The following is a 21,187-nucleotide window of genomic DNA, read 5'->3' on the forward strand; positions in this document are numbered from 1 at the left end:
AACGACTGCACACAGAAAAACAGATCGCAATGATCTTGATCAAATTAGTTACAAAAGTACCAATTAGTGTAAAATTTCGCACTTTTTTGCCGTTAACGGCAGTAGTCACTCCCAACAACGTTCCACAATAAAGAGAATTATCATGCAGCTTGCTTTTAGACGCTGGAGCCTCGGTGTCAAACTTTCAGTCATTGCCTCCCTGAGTGTGGCTGTGCTGTTTATTACATTCAGCCTCAGTCTGACACGCTCGGCCGGTGAGAAACTGGAATCATTGACAATGCATGACATGGAAAGTCAGGTTACAGGTATTACCGATATGATAGCCATGTACGACGATAGCCTACAGGCCAGCGTCGACAGCTATACCAATCTGTTTGCCAGCTTTCTTCCTTCTCGTTTTACCGTGGATAATCAGGCACGGTTACCTATCAGCGGCACAACCGCGCCGGCACTCAAATCCGGCGATACCGTTCTTAACATGAACACCGCCGTTACCGACGACTTTCTCAGCCGCACCGGCGCCATTTCCACCATTTTCGTGCGTGACGGCGACGATTTCGTGCGTATCACCACGTCGCTAAAAAAAGAAGACGGTTCACGCGCCATCGGCACCAAACTCGATCGCGCCAGCCCGGCCTTTGCTCCCGTATCCGCCAACAAATCGTTTAGCGGTCTGGCCGTGCTGTTCGGCAAACAATATATCACCCAGTACAAACCGGTTACCGATGCCAGCGGCAACGTCATCGCCATTCTGTTCGTCGGCATTGATATCAGCAAAGAATTCGCCCAAATGCAAAAACGCATTCTGGACAAACGCATCGGCGATGGCGGCCATTTTATTGCGCTCAGTAAGGCCGGTACGACGGCAGGCACTTATCTGGTTCATCCGACACTATCCGGGCAGAAGCCAGACTGGTCCGGCGATGTACTGCAACAGGTACTGAAAAACGACAACGGCCAGTTGGAGTACGACGACAACAGTCTGAGCGGCGATGACCGCACGCAGGTGATGGTGTACCGCAGCGTACCGCAATGGAAGTGGGTGGTGGTCGGCACCATCAGCAAGGCCAGTTTGCTGGCGGAAATCAACACTATCCGTAATCTGTTCCTCGGCGGCGGTATCGCACTGGTGGCGCTGTTTGCCGCGTTCTTCGTCTATCTCACCCGCCGCTGGCTGACTCGCCCTCTGGATGAAGTAGTAAAAGTGGCGGAACAATTCGCCGCCGGTAACCTACAAGCTACCCTCACCACCGAGAGCCAGGATGAAGTCGGCCGCCTGGTTGATGCCATCAACGGTATGGGCCACGGCCTGACGCGATTAGTCTCTCAGGTACGCGATGCCGCCGAGGAGATCGCCATCGGCACTGATGCGCTGGCCGAAGACAGCGGCAACATCAGCGAGCAGATTTCCCGCCAGGCCAGCAGCGTGGAAGAAACGTCTGCGACCATGGAACAACTGGCCTCGACGGTAAAACAGAATGCCGACAATGTTTCCACCGCCAAAGGGCTGGCGGCAGAAAGCGCCAGCGCCGCGCAGAACGGCAGCAAGACGGTGACGGATTCAGTGGAAACTATGGGCGAAATTAAGCGTTCGTCGCAGAAAATCGCCGACATCACCACCACCATCCAGTCGATCGCCTTTCAGACCAACATCCTGGCGCTCAACGCGGCGGTGGAAGCCTCGCGCGCGGGCGAACACGGCAAAGGTTTTGCCGTCGTCGCCGCCGAAGTCCGCTCGCTGGCTCAGCGCAGTTCTTCTGCGGTAAAAGAAATCGAAGAACTGATCGCCGAATCGCTGCATCAGGTCGAAACCGGCTACCATTTCTCGGAAAAAACCCGCACGGCGATGGATGACTTGCTGCAACGTATCCAGCAGGTCAGCACCATTATCAATGACATTGATATCGCTTCGCATGAGCAGGCTCTGGGAATCGAACAGGTGAATGTGGCGATCAACCAGATCGGGCAAGCCATCAACCAAAATGCCTCGCTGGTGCAAAACTCGGAAAGCACCGCGCAGGGATTACGCGAAAAAGGCCACCATCTGAGCGATGTGGTCAGCGTGTTCCGCATCCAGCACTGATCCCTTCACGGCCTTCGCTATTCCGGCGAAGGCCATTTCGAGACGTATTCCTTTACACGCCTGTGGTATCCCTGTCTGCATCAAGGCGCTACACTATCAAAGCATTACGCCTGATTCACGTTAACCACCCATTCGGGTTGCACCGGATTAAATGGAACGTCACGTTATGACTCGCCCATCATGGCTACTTAACCTGATGCCTTTGCACCGGGCATTCGTAGTCGCGGTACTGTCAATGCCGCTCGCCGGTTGTCGCTTACTGGCCGGCAAGCCGATGCAGCCGCCGCCGCCCGCTGAACAATCCGTTGAAGTCTCCAGAGAACAGAGCTATCTGCTGGAAAAAACAGGGGCTGTTTCGGTCAATGTCCGCGGCAGCCTGGATGATGCCGTACGGGAAATACAACGTCAGGCTGATGCACAGGGCGCGCCGTACTACCGTGTAGTCAGCCTGAACGAAGAGGAACATGTGCGACAGGACAGCTGGCGCGGCTATGCCGTCTTTTATCGTCCGTTACCGGCCGCACCCCACCCATAAACTGATTGAGCAAAATCAGCGTCCCCAAGAAAGAGTGAGAGGATAAGAAGGATGAAAACAAACATTGCCGCCATCGCCTTGTTACTGCTGACAAGCAGCTTTAGCGGCGCCTTACTGGCTTCGCAATACCCGTGCCGCAGTCCGGAATGGAATAACTGGATAGAATCGCTGGTCAATACGCGCGAGCAGTTGGGTAATGTCGACATAGGCTCACCAGTCTGGCAGCAGGCGGTGGAAAGCCAATTGCCCGCCTCGTCCTGGCCGTCACGCAATTCGGTACTCTGGTGCGCTGCCGTAGAGCAGAAAATCGCCGCCCTGAAAAAGTAACCCCTTCCTTAATATATATACCCAAAATAATTCGAGTTGCAGGAAGACGGCAACTGAGTGACAAATTCGTCGGGAACGAATTTGACCAGCCAACGGCTGGCCTCTGGTGAGAGACAGGATGTCTCTCATTTCATCCCTAGGAGCTTACTCAAGTAAGTGACTGGGGTGAGCGACAAATCTGCCGGGAGCAGATTTGAACGCAGCTTGCTGCGGCCCGTAGGGCGAGGCCCAGGGAGGGGCCGAGTAATAAAGCCAACGCACCTGCAACTTGAAGTATGACGGGTATAGATGCCGACCGCGGGGTTATCTCTGTTGTCGGCCTATAGCGTGATCGACATAACGTACCCGACATCCGACCAGGATAAAACTTCCTGTTTTTCCAACGCCGATATAAACGTTCCCCCGCCAAAGCCGATAAAATGCCGATGTTTGGTTAGCATACGGCGCCTCACCCAGGGGATATCCGGCGCCGTCACTGGCCCGACGTTTTGGTCATGTTTTATCTGTATCCTAAGTAATTCAAGTTGCAGGAAAGCGAATCCCTGGAAGCTTACTCCAGTACGTGACCGGGCCGCCAATGCGCCTGTAACTTAAAATATGACGGGTATAGGCCGGACAGACCGTCAATTAAAGAAGACAACACTTCAGGACAACAACGAATACGGAAGGAAGTAGATTTATGCTACATCACCTGTCATTAAAAAACCTGCCAGTCACGCGTAAGCTGTTGCTGGGATTCGGGTTATTGCTACTAATCGGTATTACCTTGTCATTAGTCGGCTTTTCCGGTTTACACAACAGCGATCAATCCCTGAAACGCATTAGCCGCCTGGGCTCAATGTATGACAAAACCGTCGTCGCGCGAGAAGCCAACTTTGGCTATGCGCTAGAACGTAAAGCGCAATATCTGGAACAGCATGATACCGCCATCAACACCATCAGCCAGGAGTTGACGGCTCTCCTGCAGGAAATCCGCGCCAATGCCTGGCCGGAGGAAGACGAAAGCGGTATTCGACAAGTCCGCACCATGCTGGAAGCCTACACCAGCCAGCGTAAGCAGGTGCTGAAGCCCGACGCCAGCCAGCAGGTGCTGAGCGATCTTAATGCCCAAATGGCGACGCTGCAGGAGAGCATCAACCAACTCTATTTCACCGAAGAAACGCGGGCCGCCCAGAATATCTCCAGCAGCGACGTCCAACTGGCCATCATTACGCTGGTGGCCGTGATACTCGGTCTGACCGCCGCCATCGTGATTTCACGCCAGATAGTCCGGCCGCTACACGAAGCGCTGCAGGCGACACGCGCCATTTCCGAAGGCGACCTGACGGTACGGCTACGTAGCGAACGCCGCGACGAACTGGGGCAGTTGATTTGCGCCATGGCAAAAATGAACGACAACCTGCACGGTATGATCGATAAAATTCGTCTCAGCGCCGACCAGATTTCCCATGCGGCAGGCGAAATCGTAGCGGGCAATACCGATTTATCCTCCCGCACCGAGCAGCAGGCCGCCGCCATAGAACAAACCGCGGCCAGCATGGAGCAGCTCACCTCTACCGTGAAGCAGAATGCCGACAATGCTCATCATGCCAATACCCTGGTCGTGAATGCCTCGTCGACTGCGCGTCAGGGAGGCGAACAAGTCAGTAGCGCGGTACAAACGATGGGGAACATCGCCCAGGGCTCGCGCCGCATCGCCGAAATTACGTCCGTCATCAACAGTATCGCGTTTCAGACCAATATTCTGGCGCTCAACGCCGCAGTAGAAGCTGCCCGAGCCGGGGAGCAAGGCCGCGGATTTGCCGTGGTGGCCGGCGAGGTGCGTAATCTGGCGCAGCGCAGCGCACAAGCCGCCCATGAAATCGAGGACCTGATCGCCACCTCGGTATCACAAATTAATGACGGTGCGTCGCTGGTGGAAAATGCCGGTAAAACCATGGAAGACATTGTTCATGCGGTCACCCAGGTTCACGACATCATGGGCGACATCGCCGTCGCGTCTGATGAACAACACCGCGGCATATCGCAGGTAGGTAATGCGATTGTAGAAATGGATCAAACCACCCAACAAAACGCGGTTCTGGTTGAACAGTCATCCGCAGCGGCGACCTCGCTGGAACAGCAGGCTGAACTGCTCTCCAACGCAGTATCCGTCTTCCGACTTTCCAACACGCTCACGCCGCGGTTGTCGGCATAACACGCCCAACGGCCTTTCTGCCTGAACCCGATGGGTTCAGGCAACCTCTTCACACTGCGCGCTGACGCACCGCCTCGAACAGGCAAATACCGGTAGCGACGGAAACGTTCAACGACGACACGCTGCCCGCCATAGGAATGCTGATCAGTTCATCGCAATGTTCGCGGGTCAGGCGACGCATCCCTTCTCCCTCAGCGCCCATCACCAGCGCCAGCGGGCCGGTGAGCTTGCTTTGATGCAGGGTGTGATCCGCTTCGCCTGCCGTACCGACGATCCAGATATTCTGTTCCTGTAGGAAGCGCAGGGTGCGCGCCAGATTGGTGACGCGGATCAGCGGCACGGTTTCCGCCGCGCCGCAGGCGACTTTCTTCGCGGTCGCATTTAACTGGGCGGAACGGTCGCGCGGTACGATCACCGCATGAACGCCGGCGGCATCGGCACTGCGCAGGCAGGCGCCCAGATTGTGTGGGTCGGTCACGCCATCCAGCACCAGCAGGAACGGGGTAGCCAACGCGGCCAGCAACCCCGGCAGATCGTTTTCCTGATACTGCCGTCCTTCTTTCACCCGGGCGACGATCCCCTGATGCACCGCGCCTTCGACCTTGTCATCCAGCCACTGGCGGTTGGCGACCTGCACCGCGATGCCGCCGGCTTCCAGCTCGGCAATCAACGGTTGCAGGCGGCGATCTTCACGCCCTTTCAGGATGAATACTTCCAGAAAACGCTGGGGGTCTTGTTCCAGCAGCGCTTTCACCGCATGGATGCCGTAAATAATTTCGCTCATTAATACTCTTCAACAATACGCTTCAAAAGGTTAACAGGGCCGCCGTTCCGGCAGCCCTGATGCAGATACAACGGTCGGACGATTTTCGTCACTCCGTCGGCTTTTTCTTTTTGTCGGCGCGTTTGGCACGGGTGGCCGCTGCAATTTTACGCGTTTTTTCAGCGTTCTTTTGCGATTTGGCCGCCTTCTTTTTGCCGCTGCCGTTCGGTTTGGCTTTATCCTTACCGGCCGGCTGGCGCTTGCCGCCTTCGGAACGGAACGCGCTATCCGGCTCAAAGTTGCCGCGTTGCCCGGTACGGCGACGACGCGGCGGCTTCGTGCCGGCATCGCTGCCTTTCTTCGCCCGGTCGCGCGCAGTCTTGCCTTCGCCACGCACCTTACGGGTGGAAGAGATCAGCGCAAAATCAATCTTGCGTTCGTCCATGTGCACCGCTTCCACGCGAATTTCCACTTCATCCCCCAACCGGTAGGTCTGACCGCGGGATTCACCGATCAAGCGCTGGCCGACATTATCGTAACGGTAATAGTCGTTATCCAGGGTAGAAACGTGCACCAGACCGTCGATGAACAGGTCGTTGAGACGTACGAAGAAACCAAAACCGGTGACGCTGGAGATGATGCCGGTGAAGGTTTCGCCGACGTGATCCTGCATGAAGTCGCACTTCAGCCAGTCGGCCACGTCACGCGTGGCTTCGTCGGCACGACGTTCAGTCATCGAGCAGTGTTGGCCCAGTTGCAGCATCTCGTTGAAATCGGCGTGCCAGCCGCCGCTCTGGGTCCAGCGGGCTTTACGGTCGCTGAGCAAGTACTTGATGGCGCGGTGCAGCGACAAATCCGGATAACGCCGGATAGGCGAGGTGAAATGCGCGTACGAGGTCAGCGCCAGGCCGAAGTGACCACGATTTTCCGGGTCATACACCGCCTGTTTCATCGAGCGCAGCAGCATGGTTTGCAGCATCTCGTGATCCGGCCGGTCGGCAATGGAGTCCATCAGTTCGGCGTAATCTTTCGGCTGCGGTTTCATGCCGCCTGTCAGCGTCAACCCCAGCTCGCCCAGCACGCTACGCAGCGCCAGCACATGGTCTTCGCTGGGCTGGTCATGCACGCGGAACAGCGCCGGCTCTTCGCTCTTCTCGACAAACTTCGCCGCCGAGATATTCGCCAGAATCATGCACTCTTCGATCAACTTGTGCGCGTCGTTGCGCACCACCGCCTCCACCCGTTCGATGCGGCGTTCGGCGTTAAAGATAAATTTGGCTTCTTCGGTTTCAAACGCGATGCCGCCGCGCACCTCACGCGCATGTTCCAGCACCTTATACATCCGGTGCAGTTCCTCCAGCGGCGCCACCAGCGGCTGGTACTGCTCACGCAGCGCCTCGTCGCCTTGCAAAATGCTCCACACCTTGGTGTAGGTGAGGCGAGCGTGCGAACTCATCACCGCTTCGTAGAATGTGTAGCCGGATAATTTCCCCTGTGAGGAAACCGTCATCTCACACACCATACACAGGCGATCCACCTGCGGATTCAGTGAGCACAAGCCGTTGGACAACACTTCCGGCAGCATCGGCACCACCTGCGACGGGAAGTAAACCGAGGTGCCGCGCGCGCGGGCTTCGTGGTCCAGCGCCGTGCCAGGGCGCACGTAGTAGCTGACGTCGGCGATTGCCACCCACAGCCGCCAGCCGCCGCCGCGTTTCTTCTCGCAGTACACCGCATCGTCGAAGTCACGCGCGTCTTCGCCGTCGATGGTGACCAGCGGCAGAGCGCGCAGGTCAACCCGGCCTTTCTTGGCGTTTTCCGGCACTTCGTCGGTCAGGTCGCTCACCTGCTCTTCCACTTTGGGCGGCCAGCTATGCGGGATCTCATGGGTGCGCAGCGCGATATCCACCGCCAGCCCGGTGCCCATGTTGTCGCCGAGGATCTCCACGATCTTGCCGATAGCCTTGGTTCGGCGGGTGGCGCGCTGGGTCAGTTCCACCACCACCACCGACCCCATACGGGCACCGGCGATACATTCCGGCGGGATCAGAATGTCAAAACTCAGGCGGCTGTCGTCCGGCACCACGAAGCCGGTCCCGGCCTCGGTGAAATAACGCCCGACTATCTGGCTGGTACGCGGTTCCAGCACTCGTACGATGCGCCCTTCCCGACGTCCTCGGCGGTCTTCACCCAACGGCTGGGCCAGCACCACATCGCCGTGGATCACCGTTTTCATCTGCTCGGCGGAAAGATAAAGATCGTCTTTACGCCCTTCCACTCGCAGAAAGCCGTAGCCGTCGCGATGGCCGATCACCGTACCACGCAATAAATCCAGTTTTTCCGGCAACGCGTAGCACTGACGACGGGTAAACACCAGTTGCCCGTCACGCTCCATGGCGCGCAACCGACGGCGCAGCCCTTCCAGTTGTTCATCGCTGGTTAATTGCAGATCACTCGCCAGCTCTTCACGGCTGATGGGCGTATCCCGTTTTGCCAGGTGTTCCAGAATGTATTCGCGGCTGGGAATGGGGAATTCGTATTTTTCTGCTTCACGTTCCAGAAACGGATCTTGTGACATTGCGGTTCCTCCGTTGTCATCAGCAGGCGGTTGAACAGATTTATTCAACCAGAAGTAATTTATAGAGGGGCGGGTTTTCTTCCACCATATCGGCGAGCGTATAATTATCCAGTTCCGTCAGGAAATTCTGTACCGCCTGCTGCAGCACTTGTTTGAGCCGACAGGCTGGGGTGATGTGGCAAAACTCCTTACTGCAGTTAACCAGGGAGAGCGGCTCCAGTTCCCGCACCACATCCCCAATGCGGATAGTGGACGGATCGCGCCCCAGACGAATGCCGCCGTTTTTGCCGCGCACGGCCATCACCAACCCGGCACGACTCAGCTGATTGATGATCTTCACCATATGGTTACGTGAAACACCATACACTTCAGTCACTTCTGAGATGCTGGTCATTTTGCCGTCCGGCAATGACGCCATGTAAATCAGCGCTCGCAAACCATAATCTGTAAAACTTGTTAACTGCACAAAAACCTCGGGTACGTTGCCGGATAGCCCCAAAACACGGGCCGGAACCGAAATGCCGCTCGTTAGCCCAGAACCAGGCCCACGATGTTCATTTTTTATCAGCAGATGATAAACCAGTGATTACCGCCGGGCGAATTTATTTAGTACACATTGATCTTTCTTAAAGGAAAATTCACCGAGCCGATGCATTTCCGTTAACAAAAGATAAGAGAATCATGCTTCCTAACACGCTGTTTCATCTGTTATGTTCTGAAGAAAAAGCACCCTTGCAAGCATGTTAGCGTATGGCAAGCCGGCGATCGGTTTTGTCAGTGATTTTTTTATTCTGCACAGACTAGGAATTGGACCATGCGTTTGAAAAATCTCTCCATCCGTACCGGCCTGTTAACCCTGCTGGCCGTGATCACCTTGCTATTACTGCTGGTCAGCGGCATGGGGATTCAGGCTATCAACAAGAGCCGGGCATCCCTGACCGCGCTCAACCAGATTCAGGGGGATCAACTGGGCGCGCTGATGAACGGTTATAACCTGACATTACGGGCCAGAGCCTCCGCTACGCTGGCGGTACGCAAAATAGAAATCGGGTTGCTGGACGTGGGGGCAAAAGAAACGGATAAGCTGGATAGCTATATACAGCAATCCGACAAGGACATTCGTCAGTTCAGCAGTGTAGAAACCACCAGCGAACAGGAGCAGAAACTGGCGCAACAGGTGCTGAAAAGTTATCAGGACTACCTGAATCAGGGGCTGAAACCGATGCTGGACTCCCTGAAAAAACAGTACACCGACGAATACTACACGTTGCTGGAAAACAACCTGACCCCACTGAGCGACGCATTTGATAAATCCATCCAGAACTTCCGCAGCTACTCCCAGCAACTCTCCGCACAACATATCCAACAGGCCAATAGCAATGAACGAGTGATGCTGATGCTGATAGGCTTTGCCTGCCTGTTATCCTTGTCGCTGGTGCTGTTGGGCTGGCTGGCATTACGCCACATGCTGCTCAAACCGCTGGATCACGCCATTGAACAGTTGGAGCACGTCGCTTCCGGTGATTTGACCCGCCGCATTACGGAAGGGGGCGACAATGAACTGGGACGGCTAAGCGATGCCATCGCACGTATGCAATCGGCATTGCTGGATTCGGTCAGCCAGGTACGAGACGCCGGCCACATGATCGACCAGGGCAGCCGTGAACTGTTTAGCGGCAACCGTCATCTGGCGGAGCGCACCGAAGAGTCCGTCGCCGCGCTGGAGCAAACCGCCGCCAGCCTGGAAGAGCTGAGCGCAACCGTCAAGCGCAACGCCGACAACGCTGAACTGGCTCATCAGTTGACCAATCAAGTTTCCGATACCACCGATCGCGGCAATGAATCCGTCAATTACGTGGTGGAAAAGATGCGTGAAATTGCCGCCAGCGCCAAACGCATCAGCGATATTCTCGGCGTGATCGACGGCATCGCCTTCCAGACCAACATTCTGGCGCTGAACGCGGCGGTGGAAGCCGCCCGCGCGGGCGAACAGGGTAAAGGGTTCGCCGTGGTCGCCGGCGAAGTACGCAATCTGGCGCAGCACAGCGCGCAGGCCGCCAAAGAGATCCGCGGCCTGATTCTGGATTCTCAGTCACGGGTATCGGAAGGGTTGGATCTGGCGGGCAAAGCCGGTGAAACCATGGATGAGGTAGCGGAAGAGATCAACCGCATCACCAGCCTGATGAAAGAGATTTCTTACGCGTCTCAGGAACAGCATCGCGGCATCGAGCAAGTGAACATCGCGTTCACCCAGATTGACAAAGTCGCGCAGCAAAATGCTTCGCTGGTCAAAGCGTCTACCGATACGACCCAAACGCTGGAAGAGCAATCTCGCCAGTTGGTGCAGGCAATGGCCATGTTCCGTATCGAAGATCATACGCCGCTGCTGCACACACGCTGATCACCGCGATTGCGTTGGCAGTGGCCGGTGCCGGTCACTGCCGTTTTCCCCTCAGCTGATGTCCCCTCCTGCGGGTTCACACTTTCAGTGCATCACACAGCACCATGCACAGCAAACGGGCATGGTATGCCATATTTTCATGCCGGACGATGCAACCTGCACAGAAACCACGTTCTTCATTCCCCAACGACCCTCTCTGACGACCCGTTCAGGCGTTACCGACCGTAAAACCGGCACGCTATTTGCTGAATCTCCCAGACATTGCCGTTCCCCCTAACGGGACGAAACCAGAGGGATCATCATGTCGGCATCGCATTACAGGAACGTATCTTATTTTCATACCTGGCATGGTCATACCGAACACGAGCGGGATAACTGGCGCGGCGACTTTCTGCTCCAGTTGCTGACCGGCGACCCGTCGGAGCTGCCGCTCATTCATCAGCGCGCCACCTGGCTGCAATGGCCGCTGGAACAGCCGCATCGGCTGATCGCCTGGCGTATGTGCGGCATGGACACGCTGTTTTCCGCGGCGCATATCGATAACCCGGAGGCGCACCTGCAACGGTCGCGCCGCTACCTGCAACAACGGTTACAGGAGTACCTGTCGGCGCAGCCTAATTCGCTGCCGTTGGTGACGCTGGGCGACCTGTTGCTGATGGTGCTGCCGACAGACAGCCCGCTGTTACGGCAAGGGCATCAGGCGCTGGCCGCCTTGCGCCAGTCCGTCAATGCCGATATCGCCCCGCTGACGCTGTCCGGCGGCTTGTCCAGCACGGTCAGCGCGGCTGCTCACTATCGGCAGGCGCTGAGCGAAGCCAGACAAGCGCTGAACGCCGTCGCAACGATGCGCCCGGAAAAAGGCCTGTGCGACTACACTGAATTGGGTATTCTGCAATTGCTGGGCGCCGTCGACGACCCGGCGTTGCTCACGCGTTTTATGCACAATGTGCTGGGCAATCTGATGGAAAATAACCGCAAGTCGCCTTATTTGCTGATTGAAACGCTGGATGCGGTACTACAGGAAAACAATAATGTGATTAAAGCGGCAGAGCGGCTGGCTATCCACCGCAATACCTTGCATCAGCGCCTGCAACGCATCGAACAGTTATCAGGCGGCAGCCTCGGCGACCCGCTGTTTCGTCTCAGCGCCGCCGTCGCGCTCCTGCTCTGGCGTCAGTCGGGTTTACCGACACAGGAAACCGCGATGTTGCGGTGCAATACGACCTCACAGGAGTGATACAGGAGTGATGATGAAGATTATCAACGCCGCATTACGTCGTCAGCCCGGGCGCTACACGCTACGACTTCACGACGGCCTGATTGCGGCGATAGATGCCCAGCACGGCATGTTGCCGACACCGACGACGCCGGACGTGATCGACGCCGCCGGGCGGCTGGTTATCCCACCGCTGGTCGAGCCGCATATTCATCTGGATGCGGTCCTGACCGCAGGCGAGCCGGCATGGAACATGAGCGGCACGCTGTTTGAAGGCATCGAGCGCTGGAGCCAGCGCAAGGCGACCATCACACATGAAGATACCCGTCGTCGGGCACAGACGGCGATCGGTATGCTGCGCGACCACGGCATCCAGCATGTTCGCACCCACGTTGATGTCACCGATCCGTCGCTGGCGGCGCTGGAAGCGATGCTGGAAGTCAAAAACGAAGCGAAGGCGCTGATCGACCTGCAAATCGTCGCCTTCCCGCAGGAAGGTATCGAATCTTATCCCGAAGGCCGCCGCTTGATGGAGCGCGCCGTCGCACTCGGTGCCGATGTGGTCGGCGGCATTCCTCATTTCGAAAACACCCGCGAGCAAGGCGTCAGCTCGATAAAATTCCTGATGGATTTGGCAGAGCGAACCGGTTGTCTGGTTGACGTACACTGCGACGAAACCGACGACCCCAACTCGCGTTTTCTGGAAGTCCTGGCGGAAGAGGCGCGGGTGAGAGAAATGGGCGCGCGCGTCACCGCCAGCCATACCGTCGCGATGGGCTCGTATGACAACGCTTACTGCTCGAAACTGTTCCGTTTGCTGCGGCGCTCCGGCATCAGTTTCGTGTCGTGCCCGACCGAAAGCATCCATCTGCAAGGGCGCTTCGATACCTTCCCCAAACGCCGCGGCGTTACCCGGGTCGCTGAACTGGACCGTGCCGGTATGAACGTTTGTTTCGGGCAGGACTCCATCCAGGACCCCTGGTATCCGCTCGGCAACGGCAACATCCTGCGCATTCTTGACGCCGGGCTGCATATTTGCCACATGATGGGGTATCAGGATCTGCAACGTTGCCTCGATTTTGTGACCGACAATAGCGCCACAGCACTGCATCTGGGTGATCGTTACGGCATCGCGGTCGGCCGCCCGGCTAACCTGTTGATTCTGGAAGCGGAAAACGACTACGACGCCGTGCAACGTCAGGCCAAAGCCCGGTTGTCGATTCGCCATGGCCGCATCATCATGCAACGCGACCCCGAATGCGTACATTATCCCGACGCTCAACCGTAACGTCCGCTACTCATCAGGGTGATAACTCCGTCAGGGTGATAACTGCGTCAGGGTGATAACTCCATCAGGGTGATAACTCCGTCACCCTTTTTCACCAAATTCGCCGCTGATATCTCAGAAGTTGTCGCCTGTGGTCGATAATTTCTCTGTCAGGACACTTTCTCCAAACTAAGCTAAAAGAAAATTAATCGAACGAACGTCGCATCGAGCGGTTCGGCCGCCATAATGCCGACCGCTCAGATGCATACAGCAACATTCACTTTAAAAATAATAAATTAAAAACAAGACGCACCGTACAACCCGAATCTGCGCGCCATTCATCGGCCGGCAGCACAACAGCGACCTTAACCGCTTGCCCAGACTCGGCTTGTCAGAAAAACAGCATCAATATGAGGTGAATGATGACAGGTTCTGCATGGAATTCAGAAAGTCTGTTTCAGGCCATCCTTGACCGCTGCCCAGTGGGCATCGCCGTTATCAATTACGACGGACACTATGTCACCGTCAATCCGGCGTATGGCGCCATCTATGGTTATACCCAGGAGGAAATGGCAGGCCGTTCTTTTACCATGGTTTTTCCTGAGTCCGCCCGTGATTCCGTACTCGCTCGCCATCGGCAGTTTCTGGATGAAGGCGGTAAGCTGGGCGGAGAATGGACCGTGATGCGTCGTGATGGCGTCATCCTGACCATTTGGTCGGAATCCGTCCCCTTCGCGCAGCATGGGCACAGAGCCGACCGACTGGTGTATGTCCTTGATATTACCGAGCGCCAGAAAGCACGCGAACAGATGAAGATTGCCGCCGCCGTCTATGAGAGCACGCAGGAAGCCATCATCGTCATCAATACCAGCCGTAAAATTATTTCCATCAACCCGGCTTTTACCCGCCTGACCGGATATAGCGCGGCCGATGTCGTCGGGCAGCCTTCTTACATGTTCAAGTCCGACCGACACGACGCCGATTTCTATACCGCCATGTGGCGTACGGTAAATGAAGACGGAGTGTGGGTAGGTGAAATGTGGGATCGCAAAAAAGACGGCAGCGACTACCTCAAGGAAATGACGATCAATGTGATCAAAGACTCGGCAGGCACCCCCATAAATTATGTCGGCGTATTTTCCGATATCACCCAGCGCAAAAAGCAGGAGGCGCTGATTTGGCGGCAAGCCAACTATGACGCGGTTACCACCTTGCCGAACCGGCATCACTTTCAGGATAAGCTTGAGCGGGCGGTTGAGCACGCCAAACAGAGCGGCCGCCCAATGGCGCTGATGTTGATAGACCTCGACCATTTCAAATCGGTCAACGACAGCCTGGGACATCGTGCCGGCGATGCGCTGTTGCTTGCGGTGTCGAACCGCCTTACCGACTGTGTGCAAGGAGCCGATACCATCGCCCGTCTGGGGGGAGACGAATTCGCCATTATCCTGACCGACCTGCACCAAAACGGCGATAGTGGATGCCTGGCCAGAACACTGCTCGCACAGTTGGCGCAACCGTTCAATATCGACGGAGAAAGTATGCTGGTTTCAGCCAGCATCGGTATTGCCCTCTTCCCCAACGATAGCGATACGTTGGAAGAGCTGTTCAAAAATGCCGATCAGGCGATGTATGCCGCCAAGAGCGCCGGGCGTAACTGCTTCAACTACTATACGCCGGCCCTGCATCAGGCTGCGCGCGCCCGTTTACGCCTGACCAACGACCTGCGCACCGCAATCCAGTGCGGTCAGTTCGAGGTCTACTACCAACCCATCATCGAGCTGAGCACCAATAAAGTGGTCAAGGCCGAAGCGCTGGTGCGCTGGCGTCATCCCATCCGCGGCATGATAAGCCCGGCGGAGTTTATCCCTCTTGCCGAGGATACCGGGCTCATCGTTCCGCTCGGCGACTGGGTCGCGCGGCAGGCCATTACCCAACTGGCGCAGTGGCGCAAAATCTTCGATCCCCATTTTCAGATCGCCATCAACCAGTCGCCGGTACAACTGCGCAGCAAAGACTTTACGGAAATGACCTGGGTACAGGAGCTGGCCCAACACGGATTAGAGGGCAACGCCGTGATCATCGAAATCACCGAAGGGCTGCTGCTGAATGCGGAATCGCGGGTGAACGACAACCTGCACCTGTTCCGTGATACCGGGATACAAATCGCCATTGATGATTTCGGCACCGGCTATTCATCACTCGCCTACCTGAGGAAATTCGACATTGATTGCCTGAAAATAGACCGCTCCTTCGTCGAAGATCTGGATGGCGTCGGGTTTGAGTTGTGCGTGGCGATTATCGCAATGGCGCACAGCCTTGGCCTCAAGGTGGTAGCCGAAGGGGTCGAAACCCAACAGCAGTGTGACACCCTCGCCCGTATCGGGTGCGACTATGCGCAAGGCTTCCTGTTTTCACGCCCCGTTCCTGCCCCGGAGTTGACGATACTCCTGCTCGCCGCGACCGACCCCTCCGTGGTGAAATCAGAGTAAAAGCCGGGGATAGGGAATATCGTTATGATGCGGCGTCGTCAGCGCCATCATCCGGCAGCGCCCCTTCACGGCAGCGCTGCCGATAACTCTGCTCAAAGGTTTGCATCCCCACCTGGCTGCCGGTTTGCAACAGGCTGGGCAACTGGTGGGTTTTGCCTTCGCGGATCAGGTTGCTGACCGCCGGCGTAGCAAGCAGTATCTCGAACAACGCCACGCGTCCGCGCTGAGCGCCCGGCAGTAATTTCTGCGCCACCACCGCCTGCAAACTTGCGGCCAGTTGCGCCCGCACAAAGGCTTTCTCCTCGGCGGGGAACACATCCACCAGCCGGTCTACCGCTTGAACGGCCCGCCGGGTATGCAGCGTCGCCAACACCAGATGGCCGGTTTCCGCCGCCGTCAGCGCCAGCCGAATGGTTTCGCCGTCGCGCAACTCGCCCAGCAGCAGGACATCCGGGTCTTCACGTAACGCGGCCCGCAACGCGCCGGCGAACCCCTCGCTATGACGGCCGATTTCGCGCTGCTGGATCAGACAACACCGGCTGGTATGCAGAAACTCTATCGGGTCTTCCAGCGTAATAATGTGTCGCGCCCGGCGCTGATTCAGCGCGGCGATCATCGCCGCCAGCGTGGTGGATTTACCGCTGCCGGTCGCCCCCGTCACCAGAATCAGGCCATCATCGCGATCGACCAACTCCGCTACCACCGGCGGCGCGCCCAGCGCCGGCAAGTCAGGCTGCTGCGATGGAATCAAGCGCAGCGCGGCCGACAAGCCGTGACGCTGCATAAACAGATTGGCGCGTAACCGTTGTCCTCCCGGCAGGGTTAACGCACAATCGGTTTGTCCGTATTGCTGCAACTGTTGTTCGCAGGCCGACTCCAGCCAATGCTGACACCACTGTTCCAGCTCGGCGTGCTGCAACGGCGGCCGGGTAACATCCGTCACCAATTGCCCGTCGATACGCCACACCGGCGGATGACCGCTGCACAGGTGCAGATCGGATACGTTCTGTTTTACACTAGCGTTCACCCATTCACTCACATCCATTGATTGGCCTCCTGAATCACTATGACGATATCGACAGTCACGACACCGACAGTCCGGCAAAACTTACAGGACGTCCGGCAGAAAATCTCAGCAGCGGCGCAGTATTGCGGGCGGGCGCCGGAAGAAATTACGCTGCTTGCAGTCAGCAAAACCAAACCTGTGAGCGCTATCGAAGAAGCGATTGCCGCCGGTCAGCAGGCGTTTGGCGAAAACTATGTACAGGAAGGGGTGGATAAGGTGCGTTATTTTCAGACGCATCAGCCGGATACGGCGCTGGAATGGCACTTTATCGGGCCGTTGCAGTCGAACAAGAGCCGCCTGGTGGCCGAGCATTTCGACTGGTGCCACACCATCGACCGGTTGCGCATCGCCCAGCGCCTGAGCGAGCAGCGCCCGCCGCATCTGCCGCCGCTCAACGTGCTGCTACAGGTCAATATCAGCCGGGAAGCGAGTAAATCCGGCATTTTGGCCGATGAACTGGCGGAGCTGGCCGCCGGCGTGGCTCAGTTGCCGAATCTGCGGCTGCGCGGCCTGATGGCGATCCCCGCGCCGGAAACGGAGCACGCCCGACAATTGGCGATATTTCGCCAAATGACCGAACTTTTTCTGCAACTCAAAGCGGATTATGGCACCTTGGATACCCTGTCGATGGGGATGACCGACGATATGGCGGCCGCTATTGAGGCCGGCAGCACGATGGTGCGCATCGGCACCGCCATTTTTGGCGCACGTGACTACCCCCGTTAAGCTTAACGGGCTGACGAAAACAGCGAGAACTTGATGGAACACCGTAAAATAGCCTTTATCGGCGCGGGCAATATGGCGCAGGCGATCATCGCCGGTTTGATGGCGGGCGGTTATCCGGCCGACCGGGTCAGCGTCAGCGCGCCGTCCGCCACCCACCGGGAGCAACTTGCCGCCCGCTATGGCATTACCAGCCTGAGCGATAATGCCGCCTGTGCCCGCGACGCCGACGTCGTGGTGTTGGCGGTCAAACCCCAGTTGATGGCGGAGGTCTGTGATGGACTGGCGCAACAGGTGGATTTCAGCAACAAGCTGGTGTTATCAATCGCCGCCGGCGTCAACGTCGCCCGCTTTCGTCAGCTACTGGGCGCCTCGCTCAATATCGTACGCATCATGCCGAATACGCCGTCGCTGGTGGGTCGCGGCATGAGCGGGTTGTACGCGCCGGCCGAGGTTAACGACACCGATCGCGCCTTCGCCGCCGGCCTGATGCAGAGCGTCGGCAAGCTGTGCTGGGTGTCCGAGGAGTCGCACATTAACGGCGTGATTGCCGCCGCCGGCAGCGCACCGGCCTATTTCTTCCTGTTTATGGAAGCGATGCAACAGGAAGCTATCCGTCAGGGGTTCGACGCCGATACCGCCCGGTTGCTGGTTCAGCAAGCCGCCAGCGGCGCAGCGGCGCTGGTGGAAGCCAGCCCGGATACCCCGTTGGCCACCTTGCGGGAGAACGTCACCTCGAAAGGCGGCACCACCGCCGAAGCGTTACGCGTATTCAATGAGCGTCAGTTGGGCCAGACTGTCGCTGACGCTATGCAGGCCGCCGTACACCGGGCAAAGGAAATGGAATCGCTGTTCTGATGACCGCCTGAAAAAATGACTTTGTTTGCCTGAAAAATGACTTTCAATGAAGGAATGACCGTCTCATGCTTACCCTGACTTTTCTGGTCAAGACCCTGGTTGACCTGTACGTGATGGTGTTACTGCTGCGTATCTGGATGCAGTGGGCGCGCAGCGACTTTTATAACCCGCTGGCGCAGTTCGTGGTGAAACTCACCCAGCCGATCATCGGCCCGTTGCGCCGTATTATTCCGTCGCTGGGGCCTATCGACAGCGCGTCGCTGCTGTTGGCGTTTCTGCTCACCACGCTGAAATACCCGTTACTGCTGCTGATCCAGGTCGGTTCGCTGTCGCTCAGCCCCATCAACCTGCTGGTCGGGCTGCTGGCGCTGATCAAATCCGCCGGCTATCTGGTGTTCTGGATAGTGATCATTCGCTCGCTGATGAGCTGGGTCAGCCAGGGCCGCAGCCCGGTGGACTACATGCTGCATCAGTTGACCGAGCCGCTGATGGGGCCGGTGCGCCGCATTCTGCCGTCGACCGGCGGGCTGGATTTCGCACCGATGGTGGTGATTCTGGTGCTGTACCTGCTGAACTACCTCGGCATGGATTTCTTCCCGGGGTTATGGTTCCTGCTGTGAGTGCCGTCAGTCGCTGCGAAGACGGGCTGGTGATTCGGCTGTATATTCAGCCGAAAGCCAGCCGGGACCAGATTGTCGGGTTGCATGGCGACGAGCTTAAAGTCGCCATCACCGCACCGCCGGTGGATGGCCAGGCCAACGCCCACCTGATCAAGTTTCTTGCCAAGCAATTCCGCGTCGCCAAGGGCATGGTGACCATCGAAAAAGGGGAGCTTGGGCGTCACAAACAGATTAGAATCGTCAACCCGCAAGTCATTCCGGCTGATGTCGCGGGCCTCATCCCCTGAGTTTATTCCCTGAATACATACCCTGAACAGATTGCAGGAACAACAGATGCAAAACGTGGTTTTAGCCACCGGCAACGCCGGTAAAGTGCGTGAACTCGCCGGTCTGCTGGCGGATTTTGGTCTCGACGTGGTGGCGCAAACCACGCTCGGCGTCGACTCCGCCGAAGAAACCGGTTTGACCTTTATCGAAAACGCTATTCTGAAAGCACGTCACGCCGCACGCGAAACCGGCCTGCCCGCCATCGCCGATGATTCAGGCCTGGCGGTGGACGCATTGGGCGGCGCGCCGGGCATTTACTCCGCCCGCTATGCCGGTGAAAACGCCGGCGACCAGCAGAATCTGGACAAGCTGCTGGCGGCGCTGGACAACGTGCCGGACGAACAGCGTCAGGCCAGCTTCCACTGCGTGCTGGTGTATCTGCGCCACGCCGAGGACCCGACGCCGCTGGTATGCCACGGCAGTTGGCAGGGCGTCATCGCCCGCACGCCTGCCGGTGAAGGCGGCTTCGGCTACGACCCGGTGTTTTTTGTGCCGTCGATCGGCAAAACCGCCGCCGAACTGAGCCGCGAAGAGAAAAATGCCCTCTCCCACCGCGGTCAGGCGCTGCGCCAGTTGCTGGATGCGCTGCGACATGCTTAATCTGCCGCCGCTCAGCCTGTACATCCATATTCCCTGGTGCGTGCAGAAGTGCCCTTATTGCGACTTCAACTCCCACGCGCTGAAAGGCGAGGTGCCGCACGACGACTACGTGGCGCACCTGCTGGCGGATCTGGACGCCGACCTGCCGCTGGCGAGCGGCCGCCCGCTGCACAGCATTTTTATCGGCGGCGGCACGCCGAGCCTGCTTAGCGCCGAGGCGATGCAACAGTTGCTGGACGGCGTGCGGGCGCGATTGCCGCTGGCGCCGGAGGCGGAAATCACCATGGAGGCCAACCCCGGTACAGTAGAGGCCGACCGGTTTAGCGGCTACCAACAGGCGGGGGTTAACCGGATTTCCATCGGCGTGCAGAGCTTCAGCCCGGATAAGCTGACGCGATTAGGCCGCATCCACGGCCCGGAAGAAGCCAAACGCGCCGCCGCTCTGGCTGCCGCTCTGGGGCTGCGCAGCTTCAATTTAGACCTGATGCACGGGCTGCCGGAGCAATCGCTGGACGAGGCGCTGGACGACCTGCGCCAGGCGATCGCGCTCAACCCGCCGCACCTGTCCTGGTATCAGTTGACCATTGAGCCGAATACGCTGTTTGGCTCGCGGCCGCCGGTGCTGCCGGACGATGACGCGCTGTGGGATATTTTCGAACAAGGCCACCGGTTGCTGAGCGACGCCGGCTATCAGCAGTATGAAACCTCGGCCTATGCCAAACCGGGTTACCAGTGCCGGCACAATCTTAACTACTGGCGCTTCGGCGACTATCTGGGCATCGGCTGCGGCGCGCACGGCAAACTCACCTTCGCCGACGGCAATATCGTGCGCACGGTAAAAACCCGCCACCCACGCGGTTATATGCAAGGCAACTACCTGCAACAACGCAGCGAAGTGGAGAAAGCCGAGCGGCCGTTCGAGTTCTTCATGAATCGTTTTCGGTTACTGGAACCCGCACCGCGTGCTGATTTCACCGCCTACACCGGTCTGCCGGAAAGTGCCGTTAGAGCGCAGATAGACGCGGCGCTGGCGCAAGGCTACCTGACGGAAACCGCTCAACACTGGCAAGTGACCGAGCACGGCAAACTGTTTCTTAACTCGCTGCTGGAGCTATTCCTGCCGGAGGCGTAACA

The 21,187-nt window shown here is 57.7% G+C and carries 18 protein-coding genes; 14 read left to right on the forward strand and 4 right to left on the reverse strand.

All coding sequences use genetic code 11. The features are described 5' to 3' along the window. The first annotated feature begins 142 nt into the window (after positions 1 to 142). The 4 genes from FDP13_RS11480 to FDP13_RS11500 all read left to right on the forward strand — a co-directional run bounded on the left by FDP13_RS11480 (position 143) and on the right by FDP13_RS11500 (position 5,142). Positions 143 to 2,083: a methyl-accepting chemotaxis protein gene (locus FDP13_RS11480; protein WP_143839480.1), complete on the forward strand. Its 1,941-nt coding sequence runs from the start codon at positions 143 to 145 to the stop codon at positions 2,081 to 2,083. A 166-nt stretch (positions 2,084 to 2,249) separates the two neighbouring features. Beyond that, positions 2,250 to 2,618, forward strand: a complete 369-nt coding sequence (bsmA, locus tag FDP13_RS11485) for a biofilm peroxide resistance protein BsmA (RefSeq protein ID WP_143839481.1) — start codon at positions 2,250 to 2,252, stop codon at positions 2,616 to 2,618. A gap of 51 nt (positions 2,619 to 2,669) precedes the next feature. After that, complete coding sequence (locus tag FDP13_RS11490) at positions 2,670 to 2,945, forward strand: hypothetical protein (RefSeq protein WP_033575537.1); 276 nt, start codon at positions 2,670 to 2,672, stop codon at positions 2,943 to 2,945. Between the two features lie 679 nt (positions 2,946 to 3,624). Next, positions 3,625 to 5,142, forward strand: a complete 1,518-nt coding sequence (locus FDP13_RS11500; protein ID WP_050516116.1) for a methyl-accepting chemotaxis protein — start codon at positions 3,625 to 3,627, stop codon at positions 5,140 to 5,142. A 49-nt stretch (positions 5,143 to 5,191) separates the two neighbouring features. Here FDP13_RS11500 and rlmB read toward each other — a convergent pair whose 3' ends face one another. The 3 genes from rlmB to nsrR form a co-directional block, all read right to left on the reverse strand. Continuing rightward, positions 5,192 to 5,926 carry a 23S rRNA (guanosine(2251)-2'-O)-methyltransferase RlmB gene (gene rlmB, locus FDP13_RS11505; RefSeq protein WP_033576429.1) on the reverse strand — a complete coding sequence of 245 codons (735 nt, stop codon included), beginning with the start codon at positions 5,924 to 5,926 and terminating at the stop codon, positions 5,192 to 5,194. Between the two features lie 88 nt (positions 5,927 to 6,014). Next, positions 6,015 to 8,483 (reverse strand): ribonuclease R, encoded by a 2,469-nt coding sequence (gene rnr, locus FDP13_RS11510; RefSeq protein ID WP_027711013.1) that lies wholly within the window; start codon positions 8,481 to 8,483, stop codon positions 6,015 to 6,017. A gap of 40 nt (positions 8,484 to 8,523) precedes the next feature. Continuing rightward, positions 8,524 to 8,949: a nitric oxide-sensing transcriptional repressor NsrR gene (nsrR, locus tag FDP13_RS11515; protein ID WP_012768525.1), complete on the reverse strand. Its 426-nt coding sequence runs from the start codon at positions 8,947 to 8,949 to the stop codon at positions 8,524 to 8,526. Positions 8,950 to 9,297: 348 nt separating this feature from the next. Here nsrR and FDP13_RS11520 point away from each other — a divergent pair, with 348 nt between their 5' ends. From FDP13_RS11520 to FDP13_RS11535, 4 genes are all read left to right on the forward strand, one after another. Then, complete coding sequence (locus tag FDP13_RS11520; protein WP_012768524.1) at positions 9,298 to 10,884, forward strand: methyl-accepting chemotaxis protein; 1,587 nt, start codon at positions 9,298 to 9,300, stop codon at positions 10,882 to 10,884. 301 nt (positions 10,885 to 11,185) lie between these two features. Further along, the gene (locus FDP13_RS11525; protein ID WP_143839483.1) at positions 11,186 to 12,121 is read left to right on the forward strand and encodes a CdaR family transcriptional regulator; all 936 of its coding nucleotides are present in this window, start codon (positions 11,186 to 11,188) and stop codon (positions 12,119 to 12,121) included. A gap of 13 nt (positions 12,122 to 12,134) precedes the next feature. Then, the gene (gene codA, locus FDP13_RS11530) at positions 12,135 to 13,388 is read left to right on the forward strand and encodes a cytosine deaminase (RefSeq protein WP_033576430.1); all 1,254 of its coding nucleotides are present in this window, start codon (positions 12,135 to 12,137) and stop codon (positions 13,386 to 13,388) included. Between the two features lie 398 nt (positions 13,389 to 13,786). Then, positions 13,787 to 15,859, forward strand: coding sequence for a bifunctional diguanylate cyclase/phosphodiesterase (locus FDP13_RS11535; protein WP_231578097.1), 2,073 nt, complete (start codon positions 13,787 to 13,789; stop codon positions 15,857 to 15,859). Positions 15,860 to 15,881: 22 nt separating this feature from the next. Here the strand turns inward: FDP13_RS11535 and FDP13_RS11540 are convergent, their stop codons facing one another. Further along, positions 15,882 to 16,904 carry a type IV pilus twitching motility protein PilT gene (locus tag FDP13_RS11540; protein WP_033576432.1) on the reverse strand — a complete coding sequence of 341 codons (1,023 nt, stop codon included), beginning with the start codon at positions 16,902 to 16,904 and terminating at the stop codon, positions 15,882 to 15,884. Positions 16,905 to 16,925: 21 nt separating this feature from the next. On the opposite strand from FDP13_RS11540, the gene FDP13_RS11545 reads away from it, so the two are divergent. The 6 genes from FDP13_RS11545 (at position 16,926) to hemW (ending at position 21,185) form a co-directional block, all read left to right on the forward strand. Further along, complete coding sequence (locus FDP13_RS11545; RefSeq protein ID WP_033576433.1) at positions 16,926 to 17,651, forward strand: YggS family pyridoxal phosphate-dependent enzyme; 726 nt, start codon at positions 16,926 to 16,928, stop codon at positions 17,649 to 17,651. A gap of 33 nt (positions 17,652 to 17,684) precedes the next feature. Further along, a complete protein-coding gene (proC, locus tag FDP13_RS11550) occupies positions 17,685 to 18,506 on the forward strand; it encodes a pyrroline-5-carboxylate reductase (RefSeq protein WP_033576434.1) in 822 nt (273 codons plus the stop codon). 65 nt (positions 18,507 to 18,571) lie between these two features. Beyond that, positions 18,572 to 19,126: a YggT family protein gene (locus tag FDP13_RS11555; protein ID WP_033576435.1), complete on the forward strand. Its 555-nt coding sequence runs from the start codon at positions 18,572 to 18,574 to the stop codon at positions 19,124 to 19,126. Further along, a complete protein-coding gene (gene yggU / locus FDP13_RS11560; protein WP_012768516.1) occupies positions 19,111 to 19,413 on the forward strand; it encodes a DUF167 family protein YggU in 303 nt (100 codons plus the stop codon). The genes FDP13_RS11555 and yggU overlap by 16 nt, the downstream gene beginning before the upstream one ends. Before the next feature lie 46 nt (positions 19,414 to 19,459). Further along, positions 19,460 to 20,053 (forward strand): XTP/dITP diphosphatase, encoded by a 594-nt coding sequence (locus FDP13_RS11565; protein ID WP_012768515.1) that lies wholly within the window; start codon positions 19,460 to 19,462, stop codon positions 20,051 to 20,053. Next, complete coding sequence (hemW, locus tag FDP13_RS11570) at positions 20,046 to 21,185, forward strand: radical SAM family heme chaperone HemW (protein ID WP_033576436.1); 1,140 nt, start codon at positions 20,046 to 20,048, stop codon at positions 21,183 to 21,185. The genes FDP13_RS11565 and hemW overlap by 8 nt, the downstream gene beginning before the upstream one ends. The last annotated feature ends 2 nt before the right edge of the window (positions 21,186 to 21,187 follow it).

Source organism: Dickeya sp. ws52 (genome assembly GCF_007210685.1).
In the GTDB taxonomy this organism is placed as follows: domain Bacteria; phylum Pseudomonadota; class Gammaproteobacteria; order Enterobacterales; family Enterobacteriaceae; genus Dickeya; species Dickeya chrysanthemi.

Excerpts from the sequence above, each read along its gene's own strand:
- FDP13_RS11480 (WP_143839480.1), top strand. The coding sequence starts at position 143 with ATGCAGCTTGCTTTTAGACGCTGGAGCCTCGGTGTCAAACTTTCAGTC.
- bsmA (WP_143839481.1), top strand. The coding sequence starts at position 2,250 with ATGACTCGCCCATCATGGCTACTTAACCTGATGCCTTTGCACCGGGCA.
- FDP13_RS11490 (WP_033575537.1), top strand. The coding sequence starts at position 2,670 with ATGAAAACAAACATTGCCGCCATCGCCTTGTTACTGCTGACAAGCAGC.
- FDP13_RS11500 (WP_050516116.1), top strand. The coding sequence starts at position 3,625 with ATGCTACATCACCTGTCATTAAAAAACCTGCCAGTCACGCGTAAGCTG.
- rlmB (WP_033576429.1), bottom strand. The coding sequence starts at position 5,926 with ATGAGCGAAATTATTTACGGCATCCATGCGGTGAAAGCGCTGCTGGAA.
- rnr (WP_027711013.1), bottom strand. The coding sequence starts at position 8,483 with ATGTCACAAGATCCGTTTCTGGAACGTGAAGCAGAAAAATACGAATTC.
- FDP13_RS11520 (WP_012768524.1), top strand. The coding sequence starts at position 9,298 with ATGCGTTTGAAAAATCTCTCCATCCGTACCGGCCTGTTAACCCTGCTG.
- FDP13_RS11525 (WP_143839483.1), top strand. The coding sequence starts at position 11,186 with ATGTCGGCATCGCATTACAGGAACGTATCTTATTTTCATACCTGGCAT.
- codA (WP_033576430.1), top strand. The coding sequence starts at position 12,135 with ATGAAGATTATCAACGCCGCATTACGTCGTCAGCCCGGGCGCTACACG.
- FDP13_RS11535 (WP_231578097.1), top strand. The coding sequence starts at position 13,787 with ATGATGACAGGTTCTGCATGGAATTCAGAAAGTCTGTTTCAGGCCATC.
- FDP13_RS11540 (WP_033576432.1), bottom strand. The coding sequence starts at position 16,904 with ATGGATGTGAGTGAATGGGTGAACGCTAGTGTAAAACAGAACGTATCC.
- FDP13_RS11545 (WP_033576433.1), top strand. The coding sequence starts at position 16,926 with ATGACGATATCGACAGTCACGACACCGACAGTCCGGCAAAACTTACAG.
- proC (WP_033576434.1), top strand. The coding sequence starts at position 17,685 with ATGGAACACCGTAAAATAGCCTTTATCGGCGCGGGCAATATGGCGCAG.
- FDP13_RS11555 (WP_033576435.1), top strand. The coding sequence starts at position 18,572 with ATGCTTACCCTGACTTTTCTGGTCAAGACCCTGGTTGACCTGTACGTG.
- yggU (WP_012768516.1), top strand. The coding sequence starts at position 19,111 with ATGGTTCCTGCTGTGAGTGCCGTCAGTCGCTGCGAAGACGGGCTGGTG.
- FDP13_RS11565 (WP_012768515.1), top strand. The coding sequence starts at position 19,460 with ATGCAAAACGTGGTTTTAGCCACCGGCAACGCCGGTAAAGTGCGTGAA.
- hemW (WP_033576436.1), top strand. The coding sequence starts at position 20,046 with ATGCTTAATCTGCCGCCGCTCAGCCTGTACATCCATATTCCCTGGTGC.